This is a genomic window from Caulobacter henricii (genome assembly GCF_001414055.1).
GTDB lineage: Bacteria > Pseudomonadota > Alphaproteobacteria > Caulobacterales > Caulobacteraceae > Caulobacter > Caulobacter henricii.
Genome location: NZ_CP013002.1, coordinates 2,897,070 through 2,915,411, shown reverse-complemented (window position 1 = coordinate 2,915,411; position 18,342 = coordinate 2,897,070). Strand labels below are relative to the sequence as shown.

Here is an 18,342-nt window from a genome sequence, read left to right as displayed (position 1 = left end):
CCTGATGGCTTCATCAGGGTCGGGCGAAAAGGGCTCTAAATCAAAAGTTTAGAGCGTTTTCCGATAACCGTTTCACACTTCTCGGAAAACGCTCTAGTCGACCCCTGCCACGGCGAGCAGGGCGGCCAGGCCGACCTGCATGCCCTTCAGGCTCTCGCCCTTTTCGATGTCGATCCATTCGTCCAGGGCGTGGGCCCGGCCGGCCTTGCCGCCCGAGCCGATGGTCACGGCCGGGATGCCCAGGCTCATCGGGATGTTGGAGTCGGTCGAGGAGATGCCGTGCTCCGGCGTGAAGCCGAAGGCGCTGATGGCGGCTGAGGTCAGCTGGACGATCGGCTGGTCGCCGGCCGTCTTGCCGGCCGGGCGCTCGCCGATCACCTTGGGCTCATAGCTGATCTTGCCGAACCGGGTGGAGCGGGCCGCATTCTCGGCCGCCGTGGCCTTGTCGAGCAGGCCGATCAGGGTCTGGTCCAGCTTGGCCAGTTCGGCGGCGCTCTCCGAGCGCATGTCGAACTCCATGAACACCTCGTGCGGGATCGAATTGACCGAGGTGCCGCCGCCGGTGACGCTGGCCGAGTAGGTGGTCTTGGGCTCCTTGGGCACCTCGACGGCATAGAGATCGACCACGACCTGGCTCATGGCGGTCATCGGATTGACCGTGCCGAAGGCCCCGTAGCTGTGGCCGCCGGGACCCTTGAAAGTCACGTGATAGCGCTTGGAACCGGTGCCGCCGTCGACGATCCGCGACGGGTCCGAGCCGTCCATCGAGAAGAAGGCGGTGATCCGGCCCTTGAAGGCGCTCTTGTTGAACAGATAGCGCACGCCGCGCAGGTCGCCGGGACCTTCCTCGCCGACATTGCCCACGAACAGGATGTCGCTCTTCGTCTTGATCCCGGCCGCGTCCAGGGCCCGCACATAGGCCAGCAGGGTAGCGAGCGAGCGGGTGTCGTCGCCGATGCCCGGGGCCATCAGTCTGGTGCCCTCACGCCGGACCTTCACATCGGTGCCCTCCGGAAACACCGTGTCGAGGTGGGCGGCCATGACCACGAACGGGCCCTTGCCCCTGGTCGCCGTGCCGGGCCGGATGCCCATCACATTGCCCTCGGCATCCATGGACACGTCGCTGAGGCCATGGGCCTTCAGCATCTCCAGATAGGCTTTGGCGCGGGCCTCTTCCTTGAACGGCGGGGCCGGGATCTCGGTCAGGGTGATGACGTCGGCAATGGTGCGATCATAGTCGGCATCGAGCTTTTCGACCGCCTTCTTGAAGCCCGGCGACCCGACGATCTTGCGCACGGTGCCGGCGGGATCGCTCTTGGGCGCGGCGAGCGCCGGCCCGGCGAGCAGCGCGGCGCCGAAGGCGATCATTGAGGCGGAGCGGAGAAGGGTCTTGGTCATGCGCGGGAATCCCTGACTGGCGGGCCTTAGCCTAGGGGCAGGTCAGGCCGGTGTCATCCAGTGACACCACGCGGACACGGGTTCACGCCCTCGCCGGTGCAAGCGGCGAGTGTGGGGAGGCGGCGGAGCGTCCGGGCCAGGCCCGGATGTGGAGGGTTGGAGTACCGTTTCGGCCGTGGCCGGAGCGCTCCGCGCGATCGTTTTCCCTCTGGCCGGGGCGCGCAGGCCTGTTCAGCCTTTTGCCCCACCCGGATCTCGCCCTCCTCGCGACGGACTTGAGCCTTGGGCTGCAGCCACGCCGATTCCGGAGGCACCCGGAGCGGACCTTCGGACGGGCGGAGGCTTGGCCTTCCTCCGATGGGCGGGCTTACGTCCCCCGCCCTCACATTAAGCCGGCCGGCCCGGACAGTCGTCCGACCGGTGGCCCCGTACAACCGCCCCCGCCACCCGTCAGGTCGCCAGCTGGACGGCCTCCCCTGAGGCGGGGCGAGGAGAAGTATGGGGTCATCCCGAAGGGGGCTGCGTCGATTTTCGATCGTGACGCAGGGTGGAGAGGGCAGGGCGTGGAATGGGTTGAGGTTGGGGCGGGTCTATCCCCGTGCGGGCACGGGAATAGAGGCCGGCGCAGGACCTGTCCCCTTCGCCCTCTTTTGATGTGGCAAGGGTCGTGCACTGGTATTGCAGGCCGTGCAGCCGCCGCCTCCACCAAACCCCGTCATCCCGGGGCACGTCTCCGGGACCCATGTGTCGGCTTCACGGTCGGCGGTTCATTGGTCGCTCACGGTACAGCGGAACGATGGATCCCGCGAACACGTCGCGGGATGACGGAGACTGAGTGGAGAGGGCGCGGGGGCCTCGCTGACCCCGGGCGCACGAACGGAGGCGGCACCTTGCGCCTATGGAGAGCACAGTCACCCGAATGGTGTCACTGCCAAGCCGAGGCTAGGGCCTTGCTAATCGCCCCAGGCCCTAGAACTGGTCGCGTTCTCCGCCGCTCTCCATTTCCTTCCGGTCGGCAAAGCTACCAAGGTTCAGCATCAATTTCTGTAGAGTTGCAGCATCTACATTATCGATTATCTTGACCTGGAAGTAACGGTAGCCTCCTGAAAAGTCCCAGCCGCCCATAAGAATGTCGCTGTTGTTTTTCAGCAAATCCTGCGCCATGGGATCGAGGGGGATGCGGGCATTGCCCTGGCCCTCCGGGACCTGCGCCACGGGAGACAGCATGAGGCGAACATCCTGCCCCATGATCTGTTGAGTGCTTCCTGAGATCACGATGGTTTGTGATCGACCACTTTTCAGTTTCAACTTCGCGTAGATGTAATTGTCATCACTTACGGTGTAGTTGATATTTCGCTCATTCAGTTTCTGAACAATCGAGTCCGCTTTGGCACTGGCGCTGCCAGCACAGAGGGCCGACAGTGCGATCCCGACTGTAAGCATTCGGCGCACGGATTTGGTCAGCGAGGTCATGTCGAGCGATCTCCGCCATCAGGTCATCGAAGTCATTGAAACAGACTCCGCAATTCGCTGACAGGTGCAATATTCGCCTTCTGGCCGGGGAAGGGTGGAACTGTCACCGTCCCCCAGAACCCCACGCTCAAAGAGACAGAGGGTTCAGGATGTCCGCCACTGTCCATCGCGCCGGGTCGGCCAGGGCTTGCAGGCCGAGGATGAGGTCAGGACCGTGCTCGCACCTGTCCTCGCCCAGCCGGACGGCCAACGGAAAAGGGCCCCGCCTTCCGGCGGGGCCCCTCGCTCTCCAGCGCTAGTCGGTGCCTACCAGGTCTTGGTCACACCGAAGATCACCCGGCGCTCTGCCCGCAGGCCGCTGATGCCCTTGGTCTGGGCCTGGCTCTCGTTCATCAGGTTCTGGCCGTTCAGGGCCAGGGTGATGCCCGACTTCAGGTCATAGGCAACCCGCCCGGCCACGGTGGTGTAGCCCTTGACCGGTTCAAGGGTCTGGGTCGAGGTGTAGGAGTTGAACTTGGACACCCGCTTGACGTAGCCGTCCACGGTCCAGTTGTCCTTGGCCCAGCCCAGACCCAGATTGCTCCGCCACCTGGGAGAGGTGTCGCCAAAGGCGATCAGGCGACGGACCGCGCTATAGCCGGGCAGGGTCGTGTCGGTGATGTTGACATAGGTGGTGTCGGCGCTCCAGCGGAAGCCGTCGCCGAACTTGCCTGATCCCGAGACCTCGAAGCCCTTCATTTCGGACTTGCCGATGTTGAAATAGGTCAGGGCGGCATAGGTGGTGGCCGTGGCCGGAACGTCGATCTGCAGCCTGGAAACGCCGCTTTTCACGTCTTCGGTGGTCTGAACCATCAGCTTCACGGCCACGCGGGCGTCCAGCTTGGTCAGGGCATGCTCGTAGGCCGCCTCATAGCTGGTGATGATGGCCGGTTGCAGTTCGGGGTTGCCGAGGGTGGCGATGCCGACCGGCGGGGCGGTGGTCGGCAGGACCTGACGCGACCCCAGTTCGACCAGGGTCGGGGCCTGGACACCGCGTGCGGCCAGCAGGCGGAGGGTGCCTTCCTCCGACAGCTGAACCACGGCGCCGAGATTGACACTGACCTCCTTGATCGACTGGTCCCAGTCGCTGTTGCTGGTCCGCCGGACGCCGGCCGGGAATACACCCGTGCGGCTGAGCTTGAGGCTGTCGAGGCGGGCGGCTGCGGTCAGGGTGATCTTGTCCGTCGCGGTCCAGTTCCACATCGCCGAGGGCGCCAGGACCGTGTAGCGGACCATGCCGCCACGGACCGGCGTCGTATTGACCTCGTTGTCGCGATATTCGAGGGCGACGCGCAGGGTGTGGTCCGAACCGATCTTGACCAGGTTCTGAACCTTGGCGACCCAGATATTGTTCTCGTAGCGCAGGGGCAGGGCGGTCGAGTCGAGCTGGTTCAGATAGATCTGGGCCTCCATCGCGCCGTAGGGCGTGTCGGAGATCAGGGTGGCCTTGATGGAGTCGGTCTTCACCTTGTGGCCGACATAGGTGTAGCCGGACAGCATTTCCGACTGGCCCGAATTGGACCAGTTGCCTTCAAGGCGCAGGTCGGTCTTCGGCGACAGTTCGGTCACCGCATCGAAGGCGGCATAGATCTTCCAGGGATCCGACAGCAGCGACAGGGGCACCGAGGAGCCCGCATTGCTCCACTCGTCCTGCTGGTTGGCACCGATCGAGACCCGGGCCTTGACCGGTCCCAGAGCCATGGTCTTGACGAGGTTGGCCGAGGCATAGCCGAGCGTGCCGGCCTGTACGGTGGCGCTGTTGGTGTCGTCGTATTTGGGATTGTAGGTGATGATGTTGATCACCCCCGAGACGGCGTTGAAGCCAAACAGGGCGCTGTTGGGGCCGCGAACCAGCTCGATCTGGCGGATCTCTTCCAGCGCGATCGGCAGGGTGGCCCAGTCGGTATAGCCGAAGTGGTCGAGATAGACCTGGCGGCCGTTGATCAGGACCAGCATCCGCGGCGAGCGGGCCTGGTTGTAGCCGCGCACGCTCAGCTCGGCCGCGCCGGCGGCGAAGGGCAGGATGTCGACACCGGCGGCGCGCGACAGAATGGTGGGAATGTCCGTCGCGCCGGAGCGCTTGATGTCGGCGGCCGAGATGATGGTCATGTCGACCGGGGCCTGGGTCGAGCGCAGCGGCGAGCCGGTGGCCGAGGTGGTGACGGGCTCGTTGAACAGCTGCTCCATCGCGCCATAGTCGATCGACTGGGCGGAGGCCGTGGTGGTCGAGGCCAGAAGGATGAGGCCGACCGAAGCGCCGGCGAAGAGAGTCGTTTTCATGGCTGTGTCTCTTTCGGGGCTGGGGTCAGACTTCGCGGATCATCATGCGGAAGGCGGCCTTGAAGACCGCCCCGACCGCCGCGGCGGCCGAGCGGTTGACCACGATTTCCACCTTGGGATCGGCCGAGACGCTCATCACACAGGCCCCGCTGGTGACGCAGGCCATGTCCGAACCGATGGTGATGATCTTCTTGCCCTTGGCGGCAGCGCCGACCGGGCCGGCATTGACGCCGGTGGTGATGAAGAGGGCCGCGACGCCCGAGACGCCCGCAACGTCACCGGCTTCGACAGGCTTGCCGGTCAGGGTCAGGGTGCCGGCGTTCAGTCCGCCGCCGATCGCGGCCATGACCGCATTCTTCTCGGCCACTGAAGCGGGTTTGGACGGATCGAAGACCACGCCGAGGATGGCTTTGCCGGTCGGTCCGTTTTCGAGGAAGGTCAGGGCCCGGCCCGCAACCTGCATATCCTTGGCGGCGTCAGCGTGAGCGCTGAGCGGTGCCGCGGCGAGGGTCAGAACGCAGGCGATGAGGGCGCCCGACTTGGTGTTCTTCGACATGTCAAATACTCCCCTGCCCAGGTTCAGCCGGGCTCTTGTGGCGGGGATCAGTGAATGCGACTGTTAAACAGAAACTTATGGGCCTGCCGTGCCATCGTATTGAAGCGTTTGTTCTGAAAGAACATCTATCACATAAGTCAGTCTTTGTCAGATAATATTTCCCGTGTCATTATTTCATATTGAGCATGCAATTGATTTTACATTTAGATAGGTGTTTATATTAGCTTATCTCAATTTGAACTGTTGTTGAATTGGGTAAGATCTCAAATAATATTGAAATCAGATTCAACAGAATTAAAGATATTTTGACGATACGGGCTGCCCCTCTTGTCTGGGGATAGTTAAAATGGGCATTTTGCCGCACCGGGGCTCAAGGGCCTTCGCGGCGCCCTACGGGAGGCCTGCCCTGGCGATGGGGCGGGCCTGATCAGGGGCTCCCAATGTCCGCCCTTTCCCGCCATCCCCGACCCATAGGCGGGACCGGGGCGCGGTTGCCCCAGGCGGGCATGATTGGCCTTTGCTCTCACAGAACGCCGCTATGCCGGGGACTTGTCTCGTCAGGGCCTCGATGCCAACCTCAAGGTCCATGGGGGCAAGCATGACCAAGCGGCGGTTCTGGACAGGGGTTGTGGCGGCGCTGGCGACGGGCGCTGTGGTCTTGCCCGGCGCGGCCTCGGCGCAGGCGTCGTTGTCTGAAAACGCGACGCGCTTACTACAGCGGGAAGGCCTGATCCAAAGTTACCTCGGGGGGCGAGAGGGGCTCAAAACACAGGTTGAAATAGGCCCCGGCTCCCGGGCGGATCGCGCCGCGATACTGGCAGGTTGCGACGCTACAATGGCGAGAGACCTGCAGTCTAGGTTGGACACTTACGGCCCTGACCGGGGCAGCATGATGTATATGAACCTTATGGCAACGGCCGTTGATGCGTTGGCGCTGGCTAGTGCCGGTCCAAACGGAAAGAAGCTCCTCGACGAAACCTCAAACGTCCAAGATCTCTATGCGAGCGGAAGGTATGGATCCTACATTTTAGGCTACAATATCGAAGGTTCGCTCGCCTGCTTCCTTCGGGTCGCCAAGGGACTGGTCTCATCCGGATCGCACGCGTCTGCGGCCAGGCCGATGGCCCCGCCGTCGCAAGGCACCGCCGGATCTTCCACGAACCCGGGACAGGCCCGGAGCCTGCCGTCTGCGCCACCCCAGACGACACCGACAATGTCCGACCTGCTGAAGATGCCCGCTGATGATGTCCTGAAGCTCGCCGACAACCTAGGCAATGGGACCCCCGCTCCACCGCCCCCGCCCCCGCCCCCGCCCAGCTATTTCGGCTATAACAGCGCCGAGACCCAGGCCCTGATCGACCAGCTGCTGAAGCCGCAGGGCCCTTCGGCCGCCGTGGGGATGAGCAGCCGTCCCATGGTGGATCTTGCCGCCCTGGCCGCCGGGGGACCGGCGTCCGAGAGCAGCAAGCGCGACGACGCCGCCGCGCGTCAGGCCTATCAGGCGGGCAAGACCCGGAAGCTGCACAACAGCCTCAACGACGCCACCGCCTGCCTCAGGGTGCAGCCGACCGGCGTTCGCACCGAATGGGGCATCGAGGGGCGCTACCGGCTGATCAATACCTGCGACTACCCGGTCTCGGCCTCCTGGTGCGCCAATACCCGCGAGTGCGAGCTGAAGCGCGGCAACCTGTGGACCATCCGGCCGCGCGGCGGCTATCCGATCTATTTCGCCGATCTCGCCAATCCCCAGATCCAGATCGGCGGCTGCCGCGAGGGCGACGGCAAGCGGCCCCTGCCGTCGGACGCCGACCTCAGCCGCCAGGGCGGGGTCAGTGAAGCCCGCGCCCAGCCGATCCCGGCGGTGGGTGTCTCGCTGCTGCCCTCGCACCGCTGCGACTAGGAGACCGCCGATGATCCGGACCGTGCGAATTGTCCTGGCCGCCCTGAGCGCCCTGGCTCTGGTCGCTGTTGCGACACCCTCGACAGCCCAGACGGCTCGCCCCCTGACGGCGCAGGAGCGCGCGGCGCGGGGCCTCGATATCGTGCGCTATTGCGCGCCCCAGATCGCCGCCCTGGGGCGCTCCAGTCCACAACATGCTGCAATGATGGTGGAGGCCATGATCAACATTGACGATCCTGCCTCGATCGCCAATGGATTTTACGACGGCCTCGCAAGGGTAAACAGTATCCAGCCGATGGATGGTGGTTGGGCCCCGGGAACAGGCCCGGATGATCCCTTTTGGCATGCCACGTTCTGCATGGGTGGCCGGGCCATGGCGCTGGATGCCGACCGGGTCAATGCGTTGGGCCAGGTCATCATCCTGAACAGCGGCGCTGTTAACGCCAGGCTTTCGCCAGCCTCGGGCTTCCCGAGCTGCCAGGCCGAGAAGAACGGTGGCCAGTGCGCCTTGATGTTCACGGCGGGAAAGCACCGGCTGAAGCTGTCATTTCTGGATGGTGGCGAGCTCGATCTCGGCGAGATCCAGGTCGAGGCGGGCCAGGCAACCCGCACGACGATCAATCCCTAGGGACAATGCCGGCCGTGCTCACATCTCCGCCGTCGCCTTGAGCCCACGCCGGGTGCCTCGTCCGGCCAGGCTGTAACCTCTCACCCTCCCATCCCGGCCTTCGCCGGGACGGTCCCCTCCCTCTCTCTTTGAGAGAGGGTTGAGGGTGTCGCCCCCTCAGTCAAACACGATCACCGACCGCGCCAGCTCGCCGCGCTTGAGTTCGTCGAAGGCCGAATTGACCTCTTCCAGCTTGATCCGGCGCGAGATCAGGGCGTCGAGGTTGAGCTTGCCCGACATGTAGAAGTCGACCAGGCGGGGCATGTCGACCGGGAAGCGGTTGGAGCCCATGAAGCTGCCCTGGATACGCTTTTCGCCGAGGAAGTCGGAGCCGTTCAGCTCGATCTTCACGCCGACCGGGATCATGCCGATGACATTGGCGGTGCCGCCCCGGCGCAGCATGCGGAAGGCCTGTTCGGCGGTGGCCTTCAGGCCGATGGCCTCGAAGCTGTGGTGCACGCCGCCGCCGGTCAGTTCCTGCACCTGTTTGACCGGGTCGCCGTCATCGGCATTGATCAGGTCGGTGGCCCCGAACTGTTTGGCCAGTTCCAGCTTGGCCGGCACGCGGTCGATGGCGATGATCCGGCCGGCCCCGGCTATGGCTGCGCCATTGACCGCCGCCAGGCCCACCCCGCCGCAGCCGATCACGGCCACGGTCTCGCCCGGGCGGACATTGGAGGTGTGGGTCACCGCGCCGACCCCGGTCAGCACCGAGCAGCCGATCAGGGCGGCGCGGTCGAACGGCATGTCCTTGCGGATGGCGACGCAGGCGTGCTCGTGGACCAGCATCATCTCGGCAAAGGACGACAGGTTCAGGAACTGGGCCATCCGCGTGTCACCGGCCCCGGACAGGTCCTCGCGGAACAGGCGCGGCTCGTCGGTCTTGGAGCGGCGGGTCTCGGAGCTAATGCACAGGTTGAGGTGGCCGGTCAGGCAGACCTCGCAGTGGCCGCAATAGGGGTTGAGGCAGGTGATGACATGGTCGCCGACCTTGACGGTGCGGACCTCGGAGCCGACAGCCTCGACGATGCCGGCGCTCTCATGGCCGAGCACGGCGGGCATGGCGTGGGGGTAGGAGCCCTCGACGAAGTGCAGGTCGGAATGGCAGACCCCGGCGGCCTTGGTGCGGATCAGCACCTCGCGCGGACCCGGCTTGCTGATGGACACGGTCTCGATCTGGAGGGGTTTGCCCACCTCGCGCAACACAGCCGCCTTCATTCGCTCTCTCCCTGCAATGGCGGGGAGTCTATCGTCCCCTCAGGGGCGAGCGGAAGGGTCTAGGCGAACAATTGTTCGAATAGTTGTCGACGGCGGGGGATCAGGCCGCGAGGGCGGCGGCCGCAGCGGCCGCTGCGGCGTTGGCGCGCTCGGGAATGATGTGGCTGACCGACAGCAGCACGGTCATGCCGGTGTCGGAGGTGATCACGGCCGAGACCAGGGGCGAGTTCTCCTCGCCCATCTGCGGCGGCGGATTGATCTGGTCGCCATTGACGATGAAGCTGTCGCAGACCGCGTCGACCAGCAGGCCGGCGACATCGGGTCCGCTCTCGATGACGATGATGACCTGGCGCGGGCCGTCCAGGGCCACGCCCTTGCCCAGCCGGGCCGAGAGGTCGATGACCGGCATGACCTGGCCGCGCAGGTTGATCACGCCGCGCACATAGGGCGGGGCGTCGGGCAGCTGGGTCGGCGGGGTGACGCCGCGGATCTCGCGTACCGAATTGACCGGCACGCAGTAGGTCTGGGTCCCGACTTCGAACGACAGGACCTGAAGGGCTTCGCCCGTCTTGTACGCCACGTTGCTGGTCATGGAGGCCTCCGCTGGTCGAACCGCGCGTCGAACCGCAATTCGACGAACGACGTCAGCTTGCCGGGAAATAATGAATAAACCGGTGCCATCGGCCCGGACGAAAAGCGTTCAGCTTCGGTTCAGCCTCGGGCCGCGAGAGTGGCCTCACGCAATCCGTTAACCGCCGCCAGGCCGTTCACGATCAAAGGGAGGGGCCGATGGCTCGCAAGTTCAGCACCGTTTTGGGACAGGTGGCCGCCGGCCTCGCCGCCCTGTCCATGGTCGCCGCCGCGACTACGGCCTCGGCCGATTCCCGCCGCTATGACCGCTATGACCGCCATCATGGCCACAAGAGCAGCAAAAAGACCGAGGCGGCCCTGGTGGCCGGGGTGATCGGTCTCGCCATCGGCGCGGCCATTGCCAGCAGCCAGGATGACCAGGTCCGCTATGGCCGGCGCAGCTATGGTCACGGCTATGGCTATGCGCCCCCGCCGCCGCCGCCGCCGCGCTATTACGGCGATTATGATGACGGCTATCGCAGCGACTGCTGGACCAGTCGCGAATATGACCGCCGCAGCGGCGTGGTCTATGAGCGGACCGTCTGCCGCTAGACGGACCTGTCCGGCCTGCAAGCCATTGTCTTTAAGCGTAAAATCGCCTGGAGAGCCCGTGATCGCGGCCGGGGCAGGGTGACTGTATCGCCCGGACCTCGCCGTGATCCCGCAAGGCCCCGAAGCCCCCCGCTTCGGGGCCTTTTCGTTTGCGCAAAGGGGCTTGCCATCTAGAACAAAAAGAGAACAATGGGCGCGGCCACTTCAGGGAGTTTGCCGATGTCGACCGCCTCAATCCTGTCCGTTGCCCCCGGCTCGGCCCTGGCGTCCGCGTTCGGAGGGGGGCAGGGCGCGGCCCTGTCGGGTGAGGCCCTGTCGGGTGAGGATCGTCTCGAGATCGCCCAGGCGGTGATGGCGGGGGCCTGGCGCACCCTGCGGGCCGCCGGCTTTCATGAGGCCGAGGTCCAGGCCCTGTTCGACCAGGTCGCCGACCGGCCGGAAGACCTCGCCCGACGCCTGCGCAAGATGGCCAATGCCGTTGGCTGACCGGCCACGGACACGCCGCGGCATTTCGGCGCATCCGGCCGGCGGGATGGCTCGTATTTGCATTTGCACGCAATGACCGGGGATGGCGCAAGCCGTGCCGGTTGTTAGGGGACACTTGGTCTCGCAGTGCCGGGACCACCCTTGATCCAGAAAAATGGCATGGGACAAGCCCTTGCTCCGTAAGGGATTTGTGAGGGGCCGGTCCCGAAAAACGGCCTCGGGGCGTTGTCTCGGGAAAACGGCCGAAACGGCGATTTCGGGCCGTTTTAGACAGTCAGTTTCGCACTCGTCGATATACGTTCCAAGGGCCTTCCAAGCGGCTGTCAGAGGCGTTCGAGTTGAGGCCGTGAAATACCCGCGCCACAAGGGTTTCAAGACCCTGGAACGTTCTGAAATTTTGGCGTTGAAGGGGCGGCGAAGCCGCCGTGAATGGCCGTTAAGCGGACTGCGAACTGGGAAGCGAACTGGGAAGACCCTCTTCCCAGTTCGATTTCACTTCCCACTTAGCCGCAAACCCAAGCGCCATAACGAAAAACGGGCGGTTGCCGGTGGCTCCGCCCATTTTCTAAGTGGGAACGACCTCTTCTTGCGGTCAGCTCGCGCGCGCACCGATCTAGAGCATCTCGTATCGCGGTTTTAGGGAGACGGGCGAGGCGGAGATGACAGCCAAAACCTCGCCAATCACGGTAGGGCCATCACTGACGGGGATCTGCAAGCAGTCCGGCTGGTCGTTAACCAAAGCCTCCTGGATGGTATCGCCCTTCGCGGCTAAGGCAAATCGCCTGATCTGATTTACCCCGCCTATAGAGAAGACATAGGCGCGTCCTAAAATTGGCATGAATGCAAAGCGGCAGAGCAATATATCGCCGCTTAACGCCACTGAAGATAGATCATTATCTTGCGGGCTTGTAGCCCAGATATTTTCGATGTTGCCGCCAATTCTCTCAAGCCATGTTGAAATGATCGGAAAAGTCTTTTGGTGCGCCCAGCTTTTCCCATGTGTCGCATGGTGTGCTGTTTCTAGATCGTAAAACGGAACAAATTCGCACCCAAATGACTCGGGCTGAAACATAGTTTCGCCGCGCAGGGGTTCGCGGGGTAGTTCTTCTGGCCCGAGCATAGGGCCGATATTGGCTATCAGCCAGTCATGCCTAACGCCAAGCTTAGAGGCAAGCATCACAGACTGAACAAACTTGGGCTGTGTACCGCGTAGGTAGTTCCGAATTGTAGGATCTGGAATGCCAGTCTCTTTGGCGAGCCAAGATACGGCCCGGCCGTTTAGGGCCATGCGCAAGCGCCCAGCCAGAGTGCCGGTTTCCGGTTGACTAATGTCGTTATAACCTACAGGATCGTGCTTATTATAGCGGGTCATGGGTAATTTCTAATGATACATCACTTTCGCGACCAAGAGGACATCAAGGCGGAGCTTCGCCGCCGCGGACACAACTCGATTTCGCTTGGAAAGGCCCATGGGGTCGCGCCCAGCGTAATCCGCATGGCGTTCATCAGTCCCTCCAGAAAGGGCGAGATCATCATCGCTAAGGCTCTCCGCATGAAGCCGTGGGAGGTTTGGCCGGATCGCTGGAACCCGGACGGTTCACGCATCAACAAACGTCATATGCACGCTAGCAAAGCGTCGGCGTTGATGCATCGTCAAAACGTCGCGGCCGCTTAGACATGGCCGCGATAACTGTCTCTGATTTAACGCTTATGGCGAATGAGCCTTGCGTCTCCGACCGTAAGCTGAGTGACGCGCTTGGTTTCGAACGCCCGACACGGGTCCGCGAGCTGGTCGCTCGCCACCGTGACGAGATGGTCAGCCACGGCGATGTGTTTCACCGCAGTTTGCGGCGAAACCCCACAAACCTCAGCGCCAGCGATGGTCTGCCTCAAGCTGACGCAAAACCCTCATCGCGCGGCGGCCGTCCGGTCGTTGAATACTACCTCAACGAGGCCCAGGCCCTCCTGGTCTGCATGTTCGCTCGCACCGAGAAGGCGGCGGCGGTCCGCAAACAGGTGATCGAGGTGTTCCTAGCTTGGCGCAGGGGTGAACTGGTGAGTGCCGCTGCTGTGCCCGACCGCACGGTCGAGATTTTGCAGCGCCTGGAAGCCCGGCTGAACGCTCTTGAGAGCACCGGTCGTCAGATGCAAAGCGTCGCTGACGACCCCGTCCCGACAGTTCTGGCGCTCACCCACGCCAGCGAGCTTTGGAACACTGGTCGTCGGCCTGCCTGGTGGCATGATCTGGATGTTCGCCACATCGCCCTGACGTCCCTAAGGCAAATGAGCCTGGATCAGGCAATCGCCTTGATTGTGGAGAAGCTTGGCGCTGATCGCGCGCCGTCGCGATCTTCTCTCCACCGGTTCTGGCAACGCCTGGACCGGCTTAAAGCCACCAATCCTTCGCTGCGGACGCATTGAGCATGGCGTCGGGGGAAAAGAAAACCGCGTTGACCCTGCCGCCTGCACGCAGGCGTCTGCCGCTGGACCATATCGTTGTGCGGGACCGGCTGCGGCCTCGCGATCCCGCAGCGGTCGCCAATCTGGCGGTGTCGATGGCCGAGAACGGCCAGATCACGCCGGTGATGGTGCGGCCGGTTCGCATGGACGGCGATGACGTCTGGTTCGAGCTGGTTGTCGGCGGGCACCGGTACGATGCTGCCCTGCTGAACGGCTGGACGCATATCGACGCCATGATCCAGGAGCTGAGCGATGCTCAGGCCCTGATGATGGAGATCGACGAGAACCTGGTTCGCCGGGATCTCACGCCATATGAGCGGGCGCTCTTCATCAATGCCCGCCTGTCGGCTTGGGCGCAGCTGCACCCGGGTCGGGTTGAACGATCAGAAGGCACCGTAATGGTGCCAAAGCGCGGTCGGCCGGGAAAAGGCGCAAAGTTTGCGGAATTTCTCGGAGACACTCCGGCGACCATGGGTTTTGCCGAGGAAACGGCAGCTGACCTTGGACTTTCCCAGCGCACAGTTGAAAACGCGATGGCCGTCGCGCGCGGACTAACTCCCGCCGTCCACGCCAAGGTCTCGGGCTCGCCGCTGGGCAAGAACGAAGGCCTGCTGCGCCAGATCGCGGGCGTGGGCGATCCTGCGGAGCAGCTGCGCATCGTCGAGGCTCTGACGGACGGCCGGGCGACTAAATTCGCCGACGCTCAGATCTTGGCAATGGGAAAGTCCCCGACAAAGCCCCCTGAAACGCCGGTCGATCTCGCTTTGAAGCTGTTTCAGAAGGTTTGGAAGGGCGCGCCGCAGACCCATCGCGACGCGTTCCTGCACTGGCTGAGTGGCCAATCAATGCCGAAGGGGTGGGTCCTGACCAAGGGCGGCGCCGATGACTAAGCGCGCCCGTCATCGCGACGAAAACACGCCAGATCTGTTCGATCACGCCGCCCTGTTCCCGGTCGAAACCCCTCGCGACATGGTTTCGGCGGTGGATTTCAACGCCACGATCGCCGCCGCCATGGCGCGGGCTCTGGACGAGGCGCGAGCCAACGGCATCGACCGTTTCGAGGTCGCCAAGCGCATGTCGCTGATCCTCGGCGTCGAGGTCTCAAAACACATGATCGACGCCTACACGAGCCAGGCGCGCGAGACCCACACGATTGCCCTGGTGCGCTTCAAAGCCCTGGCGCGGGCCACCGGCTGTCTGTGGCTCTGGAACGTGGCTCTGGAAGGCGAAGGCCTGACCCTGCTGCAGGGCGACGAGGCCCTGCATGCCCAGATCAGCCTGGCCGAAACCCGTATTCGCGCCCTGCAGGACGAGGTGAAGGCCATGAAGGCCACCGCGCCCCTGCAGGTCAGCCGGAGTATCCGCCGATGAGCCCGCACGTGCCGATCACGCCGCAAGAGTGGTTCACGGTATCCGAACTGGCCGAACTGGCCCTGCCGGGTCTCCCGACCACGAAGCGCGGTGTTCAGATGATCGCCGAGCGCGAGAACTGGTCGTCGACGATAGACGGCGAAGGCATGGCCTGCAGCCGTCCTCGTAAAGGGCGGGGCGGCGGGGTCGAGTATCACCTGTCGCTGCTGCCCGACGCGGCGCGCCTGAAGCTCTCAATGGCCATGCCTGCCCAGACCGGTAAAGCCGCGCCGGCCCAGTCGCGCGAGAGCGTCTGGAAGCGATATGGGTCGTTGTCCCCCTCAATTCAGGCCGTCGCCAAGCGCCGCCTGGAACTGATCCAGCGGGTCGAGATGCTGGCGCGCGGCCTGGGCAAGGTGCAGGCGGTCCAGGAGGTCGTCGCTGGCCTTCGCCGGGAGGCCCGGGCCGCCAAGCGCGAGCCCGAAGTGTCCGAGAGCACGATCTACGGATGGTTCCGCCTGATCCGCCTGGTCGATGCAAACGATCGCCTGGCCTATCTGGCTCCGGCCTATCAGGGCCGCTCGGCGGGTGCCGAATGCACCCCAGCGGCGTGGCAGTTCTTCAAGGATTACTACCTGCGCTTCGCGGGTCCGACCGTGGCCGCGGCCTACACCAAAACGTTCGAGATCGGCGAACCGCTAGGCTGGGTGCTGCCGTCCGAGAAGACGATTGCCCGATGGGTGAAGACCCGCATCAACCGGTCGGTGAGGATCCTGCTGCGCGAGGGCGACGATGCTCTGCGGCGCGAGCTGCCCTGGATCGAGCGCGACGAGACCACCTTTCACGCCATGGAAGCGGTCAATGTGGACGGTCACAAGTGGGACGTCATCGTCGACTGGAAGGACCGGTCCAAACCTGACCGGCCGATGATGATCATGATCCAGGATCTCTACAGCCGCCGGATCCTGGGCTGGCATCTGTGCCGGTCGGAGAATGCCAACGCCGTGCGCAAGGTGTTCGCCGAGGTCTTCAAGAACCACGGCATTCCGCGCCTGTGTTTCTTCGATAACGGCCGGGCCTTCGCTTCAAAATGGCTGACGGGCGGGTCGGAGCATCGGTTCCGGTTCACTATCCGCGAAGAGGACCAGGTCGGCCTGCTGGTTCAGCTGGGCGTCGAGGTTCACTTCACCACGCCCTACAGCGGCCAGTCCAAGCCAATTGAGCGGTCGTTCCGCGACCTTGAAGAGCACATCGGCACGCATCCGGCCTTTCAAGGGGCCTATGTCGGCAACAACCCGCTGCACAAGCCTGCCGATGCAGGCACGCGCGCGGTGGATATCGAAGAGTTCACGCGGATCGTCGCCGACGGCATCCAGCGCCACAACGCCCGGCTGGGTCGAGCGACCAAGGCCTGCCGAAAGAAGCTGTCGTTCGATCAGGCTTATGCCGAAAGTTACGCCAATGCGCTGGTGCCGAGGGCCACGCCCGAGCAGCTGCGCCAGGCCATGCTCTGCGTTGAAGGCCTGAAGGTTCGCCAGAAGGGCGAGGGCTTGGTCCTGGCCGGCAACCGCTACTGGGGCGACTTCCTCATCGAGCATGTCGGCGAAAAGATCGCCGCGCGCTTCGACGCTGAAGACCTGCACGCCGGCCTGCATGTCTACAGTCTGGCCGGCGTCTATCTGGGCTTCGCCGAGTGCTGGGACAAGGTCGGGTTCGCCAACGCCGAGGAAGGCCGCGAGCGCAAGAAGCAACAGCGCAAGCTGGCGAAGGCCGTCGCCCAGGTGGCGTCCATGGAACGGCAGATGCTGTCGGACGAGCTGGTCGATCTCATGCGCCCGCAAGAGAGCGCCGAGGAAATCCGTTCGGATCTGCCCGGCAACGTCGTCCCCGGCCTCTTCCCGAAAGTCCGCCAGCCAGCGGCGGCACCCGTCAACACGGATTTCACCGAGCAGCATGACCGGGCGATCGCCCTGTTCCGCCGCTCATGAAAGCGGCCTGCCGGGGCGGCAACCCCGACAGGCCTTGGACTTCAGCAACACAAGGAAACTAGCATGAACCTCAACCCTGCCAAGACAGAGTTCGACAGCTTCGAACACGCTGAAATCCGGCGGCAGATCGAACAGATCAAGCTCCAGGAAGGCCTCAGCCAGGCTGAGATCGGCCGTCAGGCCGAAGTGCCGCAGTCGACCCTGAGTTCCTATCTGAAGGGCTCCTACGGCGGCGACAACAACGTCCCGGCCGCTGCCCTGTTCAAGTGGCTCTCGGGCCGCCAGCGCATCGCTGCGCAAGGACTGCGCCTGCCGGCCGCCCCGTCGTTTCAGCCGCTGTACACGTCCGACAAGATCCTGGCGCTCTTCGACATGGCCCGCGAGATGGGCCGCCTGGTGATGATCACCGGCGCGCCCGGCGTATCGAAGACCGCTACGGCCAGGCAGTACTGCGCGACTGCGCAGAGCCGCGCCTGGCTGGCCACCATGGACCCTTCGACCAGCGGCGTGCCGACCATGCTGCTGGAGATCCTGTCGGCTATGGGCGAGGGCGAAAACCGGGGCACGCCCCAGGTGCTCGCCAAGCGGGTGGTGGACAAGGCCGCCGAAGCCAAGGGCCTGATCATCGTCGATGAAGCCCAGCTACTGTCGGACAAGGCGATCGAGCAGCTGCGCGCGATCAATGACACGACCCGCCGCCGGGGCATGCCCATCGGCATCGCCCTGATCGGCAATGACGAACTCAGCTCCAAGATCAGCGGCAACGGTACCCGCCGCGCCTTCGCCCAGGTGTCCAGCCGGGTCGCCCAGCGCCGCGTCATCCTCAAGCCCGACCCTCGCGACGTCTCGGCCTATGCCCAGGCCTGGGCCGACGCCAACGGTGAGGTGCTGACCAAGCGCGAGCTGGACTTCCTGCAGGCCATCGCCGCGCGGCCGGGCGGTCTTCGCAATGTCGAGATGACGTTCGAGGGCGCTCTGCTGGTCTCACTGAACTCCGACAGGCCCCTGAACGTCGAGCACCTGCAGGGCGCATTCGCCCAGCTCTCCGGCCTCAACCTCGCAGCTTAGGGAGACCCGACCATGCTCTTCCAACCCACCACAAGGATCGATCTTACCAAGCTTCGTCTGGGTCGCTCGTCGCTCAAGCAACTGAAGATCCGCGCTGACAGCGAGACCCTGACCCAGCTGGACGCTGAACGTTTCATGCGTCGCATCGAGGAGGCTTTCGCCGAGCTGGGGCCGCTGCTTGATGAAAGCCCCAACCCGGTCAGCGCACCCTTCACCGTCATCGACGGCGGCCGGTCATGATCCGGGCGCTTGGACGCTGGCTGAAGTTCCTCCGGTT

Annotated in this window: 18 protein-coding genes; 11 read left to right on the top strand and 7 right to left on the bottom strand. The window is 64.1% G+C overall.

The genetic code is table 11. The features are described 5' to 3' along the window. Positions 1 to 93 precede the first annotated feature (93 nt). From AQ619_RS13660 to AQ619_RS13645, 4 genes are all read right to left on the bottom strand, one after another. Entirely contained in the window at positions 94 to 1,368 is a 1,275-nt protein-coding gene (locus tag AQ619_RS13660) for a M20/M25/M40 family metallo-hydrolase (RefSeq protein WP_062151677.1), read from the bottom strand. Positions 1,369 to 2,367: 999 nt separating this feature from the next. Next, a complete protein-coding gene (locus AQ619_RS13655; protein ID WP_062148680.1) occupies positions 2,368 to 2,871 on the bottom strand; it encodes a hypothetical protein in 504 nt (167 codons plus the stop codon). Between the two features lie 306 nt (positions 2,872 to 3,177). Then, on the bottom strand, positions 3,178 to 5,190 hold the full coding sequence (locus tag AQ619_RS13650; RefSeq protein WP_062148676.1) for a TonB-dependent receptor plug domain-containing protein: 2,013 nt from the start codon (positions 5,188 to 5,190) through the stop codon (positions 3,178 to 3,180). A gap of 25 nt (positions 5,191 to 5,215) precedes the next feature. Further along, on the bottom strand, positions 5,216 to 5,746 hold the full coding sequence (locus AQ619_RS13645; RefSeq protein ID WP_062148672.1) for a hypothetical protein: 531 nt from the start codon (positions 5,744 to 5,746) through the stop codon (positions 5,216 to 5,218). 1,213 nt (positions 5,747 to 6,959) lie between these two features. Between AQ619_RS13645 and AQ619_RS13640 the strand changes: the two genes are divergently transcribed. Further along, positions 6,960 to 7,646: a hypothetical protein gene (locus AQ619_RS13640; RefSeq protein WP_062148669.1), complete on the top strand. Its 687-nt coding sequence runs from the start codon at positions 6,960 to 6,962 to the stop codon at positions 7,644 to 7,646. A gap of 10 nt (positions 7,647 to 7,656) precedes the next feature. After that, a complete protein-coding gene (locus AQ619_RS13635; protein ID WP_062148666.1) occupies positions 7,657 to 8,274 on the top strand; it encodes a hypothetical protein in 618 nt (205 codons plus the stop codon). Between the two features lie 156 nt (positions 8,275 to 8,430). Here the strand turns inward: AQ619_RS13635 and AQ619_RS13630 are convergent, their stop codons facing one another. Continuing rightward, the gene (locus tag AQ619_RS13630; RefSeq protein ID WP_062148662.1) at positions 8,431 to 9,531 is read right to left on the bottom strand and encodes a Zn-dependent alcohol dehydrogenase; all 1,101 of its coding nucleotides are present in this window, start codon (positions 9,529 to 9,531) and stop codon (positions 8,431 to 8,433) included. A gap of 100 nt (positions 9,532 to 9,631) precedes the next feature. Further along, positions 9,632 to 10,123: a chemotaxis protein CheW gene (locus tag AQ619_RS13625; protein ID WP_062148658.1), complete on the bottom strand. Its 492-nt coding sequence runs from the start codon at positions 10,121 to 10,123 to the stop codon at positions 9,632 to 9,634. Positions 10,124 to 10,320: 197 nt separating this feature from the next. On the opposite strand from AQ619_RS13625, the gene AQ619_RS13620 reads away from it, so the two are divergent. Next, positions 10,321 to 10,713, top strand: coding sequence for a hypothetical protein (locus AQ619_RS13620; RefSeq protein ID WP_062148656.1), 393 nt, complete (start codon positions 10,321 to 10,323; stop codon positions 10,711 to 10,713). A 219-nt stretch (positions 10,714 to 10,932) separates the two neighbouring features. Continuing rightward, positions 10,933 to 11,199 (top strand): hypothetical protein, encoded by a 267-nt coding sequence (locus tag AQ619_RS13615; RefSeq protein ID WP_062148654.1) that lies wholly within the window; start codon positions 10,933 to 10,935, stop codon positions 11,197 to 11,199. A 613-nt stretch (positions 11,200 to 11,812) separates the two neighbouring features. On the opposite strand, the gene AQ619_RS19165 is transcribed toward AQ619_RS13615, so the two are convergent. Further along, positions 11,813 to 12,571, bottom strand: coding sequence for a helix-turn-helix domain-containing protein (locus AQ619_RS19165; protein ID WP_166504252.1), 759 nt, complete (start codon positions 12,569 to 12,571; stop codon positions 11,813 to 11,815). A 12-nt stretch (positions 12,572 to 12,583) separates the two neighbouring features. Here AQ619_RS19165 and AQ619_RS13605 point away from each other — a divergent pair, with 12 nt between their 5' ends. The 7 genes from AQ619_RS13605 (at position 12,584) to AQ619_RS13575 (ending at position 18,305) form a co-directional block, all read left to right on the top strand. Beyond that, positions 12,584 to 12,874: a helix-turn-helix domain-containing protein gene (locus AQ619_RS13605; RefSeq protein WP_062148648.1), complete on the top strand. Its 291-nt coding sequence runs from the start codon at positions 12,584 to 12,586 to the stop codon at positions 12,872 to 12,874. 2 nt (positions 12,875 to 12,876) lie between these two features. Continuing rightward, the gene (locus AQ619_RS13600; protein WP_062148645.1) at positions 12,877 to 13,620 is read left to right on the top strand and encodes a hypothetical protein; all 744 of its coding nucleotides are present in this window, start codon (positions 12,877 to 12,879) and stop codon (positions 13,618 to 13,620) included. Between the two features lie 2 nt (positions 13,621 to 13,622). Beyond that, positions 13,623 to 14,549 carry a ParB/RepB/Spo0J family partition protein gene (locus AQ619_RS13595; protein ID WP_062148642.1) on the top strand — a complete coding sequence of 309 codons (927 nt, stop codon included), beginning with the start codon at positions 13,623 to 13,625 and terminating at the stop codon, positions 14,547 to 14,549. Further along, a complete protein-coding gene (locus tag AQ619_RS13590) occupies positions 14,542 to 15,030 on the top strand; it encodes a hypothetical protein (RefSeq protein WP_062148638.1) in 489 nt (162 codons plus the stop codon). Before AQ619_RS13595 ends, AQ619_RS13590 begins: the two co-directional genes overlap by 8 nt. After that, positions 15,027 to 16,997, top strand: a complete 1,971-nt coding sequence (locus AQ619_RS13585; protein ID WP_062148635.1) for a transposase domain-containing protein — start codon at positions 15,027 to 15,029, stop codon at positions 16,995 to 16,997. The genes AQ619_RS13590 and AQ619_RS13585 overlap by 4 nt, the downstream gene beginning before the upstream one ends. 63 nt (positions 16,998 to 17,060) lie before the next feature. Continuing rightward, a complete protein-coding gene (locus tag AQ619_RS13580) occupies positions 17,061 to 18,065 on the top strand; it encodes an AAA family ATPase (protein WP_062148632.1) in 1,005 nt (334 codons plus the stop codon). A 12-nt stretch (positions 18,066 to 18,077) separates the two neighbouring features. After that, entirely contained in the window at positions 18,078 to 18,305 is a 228-nt protein-coding gene (locus AQ619_RS13575) for a hypothetical protein (RefSeq protein ID WP_062148629.1), read from the top strand. The last annotated feature ends 37 nt before the right edge of the window (positions 18,306 to 18,342 follow it).